Here is an 11,216-nt window from a genome sequence, read left to right on the forward strand (position 1 = left end):
TTTCTTTAATTTGCTCCAGTTGCTCTTCAATTTGTAAATTTAAACTTTCATAGGAGAGAAAATTAGAAACTTCAATAGTAATTGGAAATAAATTTCCTCTTACATGATAAAGCACGACAATATGTTTTTCTTTAGAAATATGATATAACCACGTTGCAGTCGCTCCTATTAAATCTACAATGTGAGTCAAATTTGAAAACAGTTCCGTTTTCCTTTTTATCCTAAGTTCTGTTCCTTGCACATCTTTAGGTATTTTAATACTTCCTTCTACTTTTCCTAAAAATTCTTTTACCATCTCATTATAAGAAATTGCTAATTTCATATTTATGTAAATTCCTCTCTTAAATATAATAAAGGTGTGAAAATTCACACCTTTTTCATCCCTTATTAAAGGGCAGATTCGTTCAATTCATAATCAGTAGCGGAGATACCCCCTTGATTAGAATTGAACTTTCTCCTTATTCGCTTTTAAACTCACCAATAAGCTCTTGTAATTCCTGAGAAAGCCAACTTAAAGAAGTCGCTAATTCTGCAATATCTTGTACTGATATTTCTTGCTCTTTCATGCTTTCTTCAACATTACTACTGCTGTTGGCATAAGTATTTGCAATATGTGATAATTCATTTACGACTTGAACAATATTCTGGCTATTTTGTAAAATGTCACTCGAATTACCGGAAACAGCTTTTACTTGATCTGTAACAGATTGCGCTGATTTTGAGATTTTTTCAAAGAAATCTCCACTACTTTGAACAAGCGAAATTCCAGTTTCTACTTCTTTTGAACCTTTTTGCATGGAAACTACAGCATCTTCTGTCTCAGCTTGTGTTTCACCAATTAATTTCGCTATATCTTTTGCAGACGCTTCCGTTTGTTCTGCTAATTTTCGTACTTCATCAGCAACAACTGCAAACCCTCTTCCAGCTGCTCCAGCACGTGAAGCCTCAATAGAAGCATTTAAAGCTAATAAATTTGTTTGATTTGAAATACCTGTAATTACAGTTACGATATCACTAATTTCTTTTGACCTTGTTTCTAACGAATAAATGATGGAAGATAAATCTTGTACTGCATTTTGGATTAAACTCATTTGATTAATAATTTGTCCAATCACTTCATTACCTTCAATTGAATGTTGTTCCATACCTTCAGAAGCAACCGCAACTTGTTTTGCAGCCCCAGTTATTTCTTCTACCTTATCTTCCATTCCATGTACAATTCCTAAACATTGTTGTACTGAAGTTTTTTGAGACTGTGCCCCTACTCTTAAACCTTCAATAGAACTTGCAATCTCTTGAACTGCCATGCTGTTTTCCTCTGTACTCGCCGACAATTCTTGTGAAGAAGAAGAAACTTGCTCAGCAGTTTGCCTTACTTTATCTATAATCCCTTTAAATTTTTCAATCGTGTTATTGAAATAAACATTAATAATTCCAATATCATCTGGTCTTTCTTTTAATTTAATACTTAAGTCACCTTCACCTATTTTACGTAACCCTTCTCGTAAATCTTTTAATGGAGCTAGCGAGTGACGCACGATAAAGAATTGAGTAATAGTCGCAATTGCTAATGAAATAATAATGAAGAGTAAGCCCTGTATCATAAACTTCTCTTTTGTAATAGGAACAATGGAAGCATCTAAGTCAGCCGCAATAATTGCAACAATATTGTTTTCTCCATCTGTAATTGGTTCTAATATTGTCACCCACGAACCTATTTCATCTTCATATACTTCTGTCATTTGAGCCTTTTTCGTATCAATCACTTTATCGTATGCCTTCATCCAATGAGCGGGTTGTTCATAATAATCTCCCGGCTTTATAGGGAACGCATTTGTTAACTCTGTAGTCAAACCAACGAGTTGTAATTCTCGCTTTTCATTCGGCTTTGCTCCTGTAACATACGTTTGTCCAACGCTTTTCAATTCTTTTGATACTTCATCTAATTTCTCTGTTAACTTTTCTTTTTTCACTTTTTCGGCTGTAGGATCTTTCGCCATGTCTCTAACTAATTCTACATCCAGTTTTTTCAATACTATTTCTCCTGTTTCAATAGACTGCCTTTCAAATAAAGACATCATACTATTTTGAAACATGTTGAAACTTAATGCACCCATACTTCCAACAAGTGTCAAAATAACTAATACGGTTAATAAGACGTTCTTTTGAAGGAACGATAACTTATGCCAATATTTTTTCATTAATATCCACCTTCCTTAATCAACATAAACAAAAAAACAAAATATATGAATATTTTGTTTGAAAATGTTTCTCAATATGTTCGAGAATAAAAAAAAGCCAATGTAAAAGCATTGGCCAAGACCAACCCTATCCGTCCGGTAACTGGCTAGCGTAGCCTTTCGACCTTAGCTCCTGTAGTTTTGCGTCCTCATGTTTCCATCAGTTTGCCTTTCTCGCTGAACGAGTTGAACGATATGGGAGTTCTATGAGAATTAATTTATTCTCTTTCAAAGATTACAACATATAAATCAAAATGTCTACTTATTTAGAGATATAAATACAAATTTTTAACGCATTGCTTTTTCAAAATAATTTCAAAAAGTACGTGAATGTTACTTTTTTTGTGTTATATAATAAAAATGTATAAATAACAAGGATTTCTTCGGGTATTTATTTAATTTTCATTCAAATTAAACTATTCGAATATATCTTAACTAATGAATTTCGGAGGTAGTTTATCATGTTTTGGCTACAATTTCTTACCTTGTTACTCTGTATTTTTATTGGTGCACGCCTAGGCGGAGTTGGTTTAGGAGTAATGGGTGGAGTTGGTATGGCAATACTCGTTTTTGTCTTCCACTTACAACCAACGGCGCCTCCTATCGATGTAATGCTTATGATTTTGGCAGTAATTACAGCTGCTGGTGCTTTGCAAGCCGCTGGAGGAATGGACTACCTTGTTCATCTAGCTGAAAAGGCATTACGAAAAAATCCAAAACGCATTACATTCTTTGCTCCAATTGTTACTTATTTATTCACACTATGTGCAGGTACTGGTCACGTTGCCTATTCTGTACTTCCTGTTATTGCAGAAGTCTCTCGTGAATCAGGGATTAGACCGGAACGCCCAATGTCGATTGCCGTAATCGCTTCTCAACAAGCAATTACAGCTAGTCCAATTTCAGCTGCCACAGTTGCTCTTTTAGCAATGTTAGCTGACTATAAAATCACTTTATTAGATATTTTAAAAGTGAGTATTCCTTCCACTTTCATTGCTTGTATGTTAGCAGCATTTGTTGCTAGTAAGATGGGAAAAGAATTAAGTGAAGACCCTGAATACTTAAAACGATTAAAAGAAGGAATGATTCCTAAGCTTGAAGAGAAAAAAGAATTTGTAGGTATAAAGGGCGCAAAATTATCAGTTATCCTTTTCCTTGTAGGAACCTTCCTTGTTGTACTTCTTGGTTCATTTGAAGCACTTCGTCCAGGATGGATAGTTGATGGGAAGTTAGCCCGTCTTTCCATGCCGAACACAATTGAGATGGTTATGTTAACTATCGCGGCTCTTATTATTATTTTCTGTAAACCAAATGTAGAAAGCATTGTATCTGGTAACGTCTTTAAAGCAGGAGCAACCGCAGTTGTTGCTATTTTCGGTATCGCTTGGATGGGAGATACTTTCTTTAATGGAAACTTAAATATGATTCAAGGATCGATTCAGCATTTAGTAACAAGTGCACCTTGGCTATTTGCTATCGCACTATTCATTCTATCTATTTTACTGTACAGCCAAGCAGCAACAGTTCGTGCCTTAATGCCACTTGGACTATCTCTTGGTATTCCACCAGCGCTACTGATTGCGATGTTCCCTGCAGTAAATGGATATTTCTTCATTCCAAACTATGGAACAATCGTTGCTGCCATTAACTTTGACCGTACTGGTACAACAGGTATCGGTAAATACGTATTAAATCATAGTTTTATGATTCCGGGCCTAATTGCAACATTTACTTCTATCGGAATTGGAATGCTCTTAATTTCAATTATGTTTTAAAGAAAAAGCACAAACCTTTATTTAAAAAGGTTTGTGCTTTTTTAATCAAATATTTGTTTAAATTTTGGGCAGTCTATTTCTTCATGTAGCACTTAAAATACTACACTTCCTTCCCTACAAACTTCTCTTTACTTCTTCAACTAATTTTCTCGTACTTTCATACGCAGATTCCGCTAAACTAATTGCTGAAATAACTGAAACACCGTCCGCACCCGCCTCTATAACTGCCGCTGTATTTTCAATTGTAATCCCACCAATACCAACGATTGGTACTGTAATTCCTTGTTCTCTAAAATAAGCTAATCCTTTCGTTCCTTGAACCGCTTTCGTATCTTTTTTCGTACTCGTTGGGAAAATAGGACCAACACCTAAATAATCCGCTCCATTTTCGATTGCAAAACGTGCTTCTTCAATTGTATGAGCAGATACGCCGATAATTTTATCTCCCATTTTTTCACGAACAGATGTAATTCCTTCATCATCTTGTCCAACATGAACACCATCTGCATCTAATTCAATGGCTAATTCTACATCATCATTTACAATGAAAGGAACACTATATTCCTTACAAAGCGTCTGCAATTCTTTTGCAAAGCGCACTCTATCTTCTCCGATTAAAGAACCTTCCCCCTTCTCGCGAAACTGAAAAATTGTCACTCCACCATCTAACGCTTCTTTCAATACAGCTAAAGGATCCCTCGTGCAGTTATTACTTCCCATAATAAAATACACTTGCAATAGCTTAGACATTTTATCTATTTCAATGCGTGCCATTTCTTTCACTCCCTCTTACTCTAACTCCACAATCTTCCCATACTTCTCAATATCACCTGAAGTTGTATTTGCTAATTGATTTAAAAATTCAATTTGGAAACTACCAGGCCCTTTTTCTACCGCCTTAGCAGCTGCCAGTTCCGAAGCTACACCATAAAACGTTAATGCGGCTACTGCTGCTTTTACATAATCTTTTTCCACTGCTACAAATGCTCCTATTACAGAAGTTAGTAAACAACCTGTTCCCGTAACTTTCGTTAAAATAGGGTGACCATTTCGAATAACAATAGTTCTCTCTCCATCTGTAACAACATCTTCTTTTCCAGTAATGACCGCAACTGTATTTAGTTCATCTGCTGCCTGCCTTGCAATACTTACAACATTGCCATTTCCAGTACCAGCGTCTACCCCTTTAATTTCCCATTTCTCATTAATAACATTTGCTATTTCAGCCGCATTTCCGCGGATAATTGCTAAATCTATTTCGGCTGGAATATGTCTCGCAACTTCTGTTCGATACGAAGTTGCTCCTGCACCAACTGGGTCAAATAGTACTGGCACATTGTTCGCATTTGCTGATTTACCCGCGAGTAACATCGCTTCTACTTCTTCAGGACGAAGTGTCCCCATATTTAATACTAACGCTCCAGCAATGCTAGCCATTTCTGCTACTTCTTCTTTTGCATACGCCATTACAGGCGATGCTCCAAGTGCCAACAAACCGTTAGCAGTAAAATTTGTTACAACAACATTTGTAATATTATGAACGAGCGGATTAGATTCTCTCACCAAATCCACTACTTTACTAATTTCTTTCATATTCATCCTTTTCATCTCCTAACTATAATGATGGGAGATACACAAAAAGACACTTTGCGCGTACGCAAAGTGCCTGAACATGTGCTTTTACACTCTCCCTACGCTGGCATTATCCAACAGGTTCAAATGGTCAATGACGGACTAGTCATACTCTCAGTTTGCATCCACAAACTCCCATGTGCTTATTATTCATCTACTTCAAAGTCTACTCTTATTCTACTAAAATAACAAGTTCTTTACTTTTCTATTTCATATAGAAGCAACCTATATAACAATAAACATAATCAAGTGAAACTTTAATCAGTGAGTGTTTTGTTCATCCCACTAAAAACCGATCAAATATGGAGCGAAACTGAATCTCAAGAAGATGTATGCTATATTTAACTTATGGAAATTTGAAAGGATGTTTTTAATATGTCAAAAAGCGTTGTAATCGCTGAAAAACCTTCCGTTGCACGAGATATTGCTCGTGTACTGAAGTGCGATAAAAAAGGAAATGGCTATCTTGAGGGTAGTAAATATATTGTAACTTGGGCTTTAGGTCATCTCGTTACATTAGCAGATCCAGAAAGTTATGATGTGAAATATAAAAAGTGGAATTTAGAAGATTTACCGATGCTACCTGAGCGTTTGAAATTAACGGTTATTAAACAAACTGGTAAACAATTTAATGCTGTAAAAAGTCAGCTACTTAGAAAAGATGTAAATGAAATTATTGTAGCAACAGACGCTGGACGTGAAGGGGAATTAGTCGCACGCTGGATTATCGATAAAGTTAAGCTAAATAAACCAATCAAACGTTTATGGATTTCTTCTGTAACCGATAAAGCAATTAAAGATGGTTTTGCAAATTTAAAACCAGGTAAAGCCTATGACAATTTATACGCTTCAGCAGTTGCACGTTCAGAAGCTGACTGGTATATCGGTCTTAATGCAACTCGTGCTTTAACGACTCGCTTTAATGCCCAGTTAAATTGCGGCCGTGTACAAACCCCTACTGTTGCTATGATTGCTAGTCGTGAGGATGAGATAAAGAACTTCAAAGCTCAAACTTACTACGGCATCGAAGCTCAAACAATGGAGAAGCTCAAACTTACTTGGCAAGATGCAAATGGCAATAGCCGTAGTTTTAATAAAGAAAAAATCGATGGTATTGTAAAAAGTTTAGATAAACAAAATGCTACTGTTGTGGAAATTGATAAGACACAGAAGAAGTCATTCTCTCCTGGTCTTTACGATTTAACTGAATTGCAACGTGATGCAAATAAAAAGTTCGGTTACTCTGCTAAAGAAACATTAAATATTATGCAAAAATTGTATGAACAGCATAAAGTACTAACGTACCCTCGTACAGATTCACGCTACATTTCATCTGATATCGTCGGAACACTTCCAGAACGTCTAAAAGCATGTGGTGTTGGAGAATACCGTCCCTTCGCACATAAAGTATTACAAAAGCCTATCAAACCTAACAAATCATTTGTTGATGATAGTAAAGTAAGCGATCATCATGCGATTATTCCAACAGAAGGATACGTTAACTTCGCAGCATTCACAGATAAAGAACGCAAAATTTATGATTTAGTTGTAAAACGTTTCTTAGCTGTTTTATTCCCAGCATTCGAATACGAACAACTAACGTTACGCACAAAGGTCGGCAATGAAACATTCATTGCACGCGGAAAAACGATTTTACATGCTGGTTGGAAGGAAGTATACGAAAATCGATTTGAAGACGATGATGTAACTGATGACGTAAAAGAGCAGATTCTACCTCACATTGAAAAAGGCGATACATTAACTGTAAAGTTAATTATGCAAACATCAGGTCAAACGAAAGCACCTGCACGCTTTAATGAAGCAACCTTACTTTCAGCAATGGAGAATCCTACAAAATATATGGATACGCAAAATAAACAACTTGCTGATACGTTAAAATCGACTGGTGGATTAGGTACTGTAGCGACACGTGCAGACATTATCGACAAGCTATTCAATTCATTCTTAATTGAAAAACGTGGTAAAGATATTCACATTACTTCAAAAGGTCGCCAGTTACTTGATTTAGTACCAGAAGAATTAAAATCTCCTACACTAACTGGTGAATGGGAACAAAAACTTGAGGCTATCGCAAAAGGTAAATTGAAAAAAGAAGTATTCATTTCGGAAATGAAGAACTATACGAAAGAAATTGTTTCTGAAATTAAATCGAGTGATAAAAAATATAAACATGACAACATTTCAACGAAGTCTTGTCCAGATTGCGGTAAACCAATGCTAGAAGTAAACGGCAAAAAAGGAAAAATGCTCGTTTGCCAAGACCGTGAATGTGGTCATCGTAAAAATGTATCTCGTACAACAAATGCTCGCTGTCCGCAATGTAAAAAGAAACTAGAATTACGTGGTGAGGGTGCAGGCCAAATTTTCGCATGTAAATGTGGCTATCGCGAGAAATTATCAACATTCCAAGAGCGACGTAAAAAAGAATCTGGAAACAAAGCCGATAAACGCGACGTTCAAAAATATATGAAACAACAGAAAAAAGAAGAAGAACCATTAAATAACCCATTCGCGGAAGCATTAAAAAAATTAAAATTTGATTAAACAAAAAGGTTCCTACCTCTATCGGTAGGAACCTTTTATTTTAGTGAATGATTTTACTTCCTTTTGCATTCTCAACGAATTTTTCACTCGATTTGTTAATTGGTGTTTTCAATAATAACGCAGCAACAATCATAACTACTACGAAAGCACTTAACACAAGTAAATCTCGCGTTACGATATCCCATAGCATTCCGCCAACAGTTTCACGAATTGCACTAATTGCGTATGTGAACGGTAAGAACGGATAAATTGCTTGGAAGAACGCTGGTGTCATTTGGATTGGGAATGTTCCGCCCGACCCTGCTACTTGTAGTACAAGTAAAATGATCGCCATCGATTTCCCAACGTTTCCGAAAATAGAAACGAGTGAGTATACGATACAAACGAAGACTCCACCAATAAATAAACTAAATAACACAAACCAGAACTTATCGACTACGTACGTACCGAGTAAGAATATATCTCCCATCGATACGATAAACGCTTGTGAAAGACCTATCGTTAAGAATGTTAATAAACGTCCGAAGTAAATTTCATGGCTCTTATAATTCGCGCCCTCTTCGTGTACTTCTACCGTTAATAATGAAACCATTAATAATGCGCCTACCCATAATGCAAGCACTGTATAGAATGGTGACATCGCTGAACCGTAGTTCGGCATCGCAAATAATTTATTTTCTTTTAAATTTACTGGATTCGCAAAGTAATCACTTTGCTTTTCAACATCATTTTTCAATAAGCGTATAATGTCTTTTAAATCCTCTTCAGATTCAAAATCACGAATTTTATCTGCTAATTCTTTAATCTTTTTCTCAGTCTCCGGCATTTCAGCTTTAATATCTGCTAATTTCTTTTTCCCGTCTACTAAGCCTTTTGATGAATCTTCTAGTAATTTTTTAACATCTGGAAGCTTTTTGTCTGCATCATTTAAAATTTGAGTTGTATTTTTCGACATCTCTTTTGTACGAGCAATTGCTGTATTGAAATTAGGTACAATTTCTGAATCATACGTCGATAATACATCTGTTAATTGAGCTGATCCGCCCTTCGCAGCGTTGTTAATACTTTCAATTACATCTTTTGTAGGTTTCTGGCCATTGTTAAGAAGTGTAATTCCCTTATTCGTTGCCTCTACACCTTTTTGTAAGCTGCTTTTCGCTTTGTTTAATTTTGCGATTCCATTATTAAGGTTTTTATCACTATTTACATCCGCTAAAACCTTATTTGTACTTTCTAGAACTGGAATCATATCATCAATTAAACCGATTCCAGATTGGAATTGACCATTTAAGCTATTTAAAGCTACTTTCGTTGAATCTAAACCGTTAATACCTCTATTTTGTACATCTTCTTTTGCTTTCTGTAAATCTGCTTTTGCACCTTCAAGGCTATTTTTTGCTTTATCATAATCTGCTTTTGCATTATCATATATTTGATTTGCATCAGCTTTAGCTTGATCTACCGCGCTAACTGCCTTTTTATAATCAGCTACAAACGTTTCATTGTAATCTTTTTCAGCTCGATCGATTAAAGCATTTGTTTCATTTAATTTCTGATTAATTCCATCACGCACATCTTGTTTAACTTCCTGACCTGTGCTAATTAAATCGTTTAAACGTTTAAAACGATTATTTAAATCTTGTTGTCCATTCTTAATATCCGTTAAATGCTCTTTTCTTGTTTTAAAGAAATTTTGCCCAAACTCAGTTTGAGCCCCTTGCTCTAAACGAGCCATAACATCAATTACATAAGAAAGATTGTCAATATGCGTTTGAAGATTATTAGATATAGTCGAAATATTTTTCTTAGCTATCTCTGGATCAACGCTTCCATTTTGCAATCCATCCATAACACTTTGTGCATAAGCTGTTCCTGCACGTGATGAGCTTAGAACATTATTTACTGTTTGATTAATATTTTGTGCTATCCCTTTATACCCATCACTATTCAACTTAGAAAGATCTGGTCTCGCTGGGAATTCAGGTAATCCATTCATTCCAGACAAATCAGGAATATTTAATTCTACACCTGGATTCATTAAAAAGTCAGTAAATGCAGCTGCACTATCCATAACGCCTTTTGCTGCCACTAAATCATTTCTTATCGTCCCTGGAGCATTTTTTAATGTTTGATCTTGTCTTGCAAAGAACTTATCTAAATTCGCCAACGCTTCCTGCCCATCATTTATTACACTCTCTACAACAGGTAAATCTTTCTGCGCTACTTTCACAACATCTTCTGCTCGAGTTGCATCATCTAACGCCTTATCCATAAGTGTATTCATTTCTGGGAACTGCGCTTCTAGCTTAAAGACAAGATCTTTTACTTTTTCGATACTTGGTAAGTTTGTTTCTAAATCGATTCCAAGGTCATTGAAAATTTTAAAAATCTCACCGTTTGCTGTTTTTACAAAGTTTTTACTAATTTCTTCTGTAATACCTGATGCACCTTTTGCTGTAATCTTCGGTGCGATCGCGTTTACTTTTTCATTCACATAGTAATCCAGTTCTGGTTTTTTCGGATTTTCATCCAGAACAGTTGCGATTTTTTCAGAGAAGTCTTTTGGAATCGTAATACTTGCATAATAATCCCCACGCTCAACTCCGTAAATTGCTTGTTTTTCATCTACAAATTTCCAGCCAAGATTTTTGTTTTTCTTAAGGGAGTCTACAATCTCTTTCCCGATATTAATATCTTTCCCTCTTAAATTAGAACCTGCATCTTGGTTAGAAACTGCAATGGGAACCTCTTTTGTATTTCCATATGGATCCCAAGAAGCTTTAATGTTAAACCATGCATATAACGATGGTAAAATCATTAATCCTAAAACAATAACAATTGCAGCCCAATGTTTGGCTACATTCCGTAAATCTGTCTTATAAATACGCCAAATTTGTTTCATAGAAGTTATCACCTAATTATATATTTTTCCTTCTTTAGAAAATGATACATGCATTTTGCAATTATATCACTTTCTACATCGTGTATTAACCAAAAACGTACT

7 protein-coding genes and 2 riboswitches are annotated in these 11,216 nt (G+C 35.5%); of the genes, 2 read left to right on the forward strand and 5 right to left on the reverse strand.

The window, feature by feature from the left end; genetic code table 11:
* Positions 1-322 (reverse strand): hypothetical protein (locus ACQGSG_RS22355; RefSeq protein ID WP_426948032.1); only part of this gene is annotated, 322 nt, incomplete at its 3' end.
* Positions 323-458: 136 nt separating this feature from the next.
* The gene (locus ACQGSG_RS22360; protein WP_000761081.1) at positions 459-2,201 is read right to left on the reverse strand and encodes a methyl-accepting chemotaxis protein; all 1,743 of its coding nucleotides are present in this window, start codon (positions 2,199-2,201) and stop codon (positions 459-461) included.
* A 134-nt stretch (positions 2,202-2,335) separates the two neighbouring features.
* Positions 2,336-2,420: riboswitch (cyclic di-GMP riboswitch) on the reverse strand.
* Between the two features lie 281 nt (positions 2,421-2,701).
* On the opposite strand from ACQGSG_RS22360, the gene ACQGSG_RS22365 reads away from it, so the two are divergent.
* Positions 2,702-4,015 (forward strand): anaerobic C4-dicarboxylate transporter family protein, encoded by a 1,314-nt coding sequence (locus tag ACQGSG_RS22365; protein ID WP_000498709.1) that lies wholly within the window; start codon positions 2,702-2,704, stop codon positions 4,013-4,015.
* 114 nt (positions 4,016-4,129) lie between these two features.
* Here the strand turns inward: ACQGSG_RS22365 and thiE are convergent, their stop codons facing one another.
* A complete protein-coding gene (gene thiE / locus ACQGSG_RS22370) occupies positions 4,130-4,789 on the reverse strand; it encodes a thiamine phosphate synthase (protein ID WP_000090961.1) in 660 nt (219 codons plus the stop codon).
* A 15-nt stretch (positions 4,790-4,804) separates the two neighbouring features.
* Positions 4,805-5,614, reverse strand: coding sequence for a hydroxyethylthiazole kinase (gene thiM, locus ACQGSG_RS22375; protein WP_001056095.1), 810 nt, complete (start codon positions 5,612-5,614; stop codon positions 4,805-4,807).
* A gap of 72 nt (positions 5,615-5,686) precedes the next feature.
* Positions 5,687-5,796, reverse strand: a riboswitch (TPP riboswitch).
* 226 nt (positions 5,797-6,022) lie between these two features.
* Between thiM and topB the strand changes: the two genes are divergently transcribed.
* On the forward strand, positions 6,023-8,212 hold the full coding sequence (gene topB / locus ACQGSG_RS22380; protein ID WP_325842805.1) for a DNA topoisomerase III: 2,190 nt from the start codon (positions 6,023-6,025) through the stop codon (positions 8,210-8,212).
* 40 nt (positions 8,213-8,252) lie between these two features.
* Here topB and ACQGSG_RS22385 read toward each other — a convergent pair whose 3' ends face one another.
* Entirely contained in the window at positions 8,253-11,114 is a 2,862-nt protein-coding gene (locus tag ACQGSG_RS22385; protein ID WP_000810078.1) for a YhgE/Pip domain-containing protein, read from the reverse strand.
* Positions 11,115-11,216 lie beyond the last annotated feature (102 nt).

Origin of the sequence: Bacillus sp. GMa5/1, from assembly GCF_050172015.1 — a bacterium.
Lineage (GTDB): Bacteria > Bacillota > Bacilli > Bacillales > Bacillaceae_G > Bacillus_A > Bacillus_A cereus.

Excerpts from the sequence above, each read along its gene's own strand:
- ACQGSG_RS22360 (WP_000761081.1), bottom strand. The coding sequence starts at position 2,201 with ATGAAAAAATATTGGCATAAGTTATCGTTCCTTCAAAAGAACGTCTTA.
- ACQGSG_RS22365 (WP_000498709.1), top strand. The coding sequence starts at position 2,702 with ATGTTTTGGCTACAATTTCTTACCTTGTTACTCTGTATTTTTATTGGT.
- thiE (WP_000090961.1), bottom strand. The coding sequence starts at position 4,789 with ATGGCACGCATTGAAATAGATAAAATGTCTAAGCTATTGCAAGTGTAT.
- thiM (WP_001056095.1), bottom strand. The coding sequence starts at position 5,614 with ATGAATATGAAAGAAATTAGTAAAGTAGTGGATTTGGTGAGAGAATCT.
- topB (WP_325842805.1), top strand. The coding sequence starts at position 6,023 with ATGTCAAAAAGCGTTGTAATCGCTGAAAAACCTTCCGTTGCACGAGAT.
- ACQGSG_RS22385 (WP_000810078.1), bottom strand. The coding sequence starts at position 11,114 with ATGAAACAAATTTGGCGTATTTATAAGACAGATTTACGGAATGTAGCC.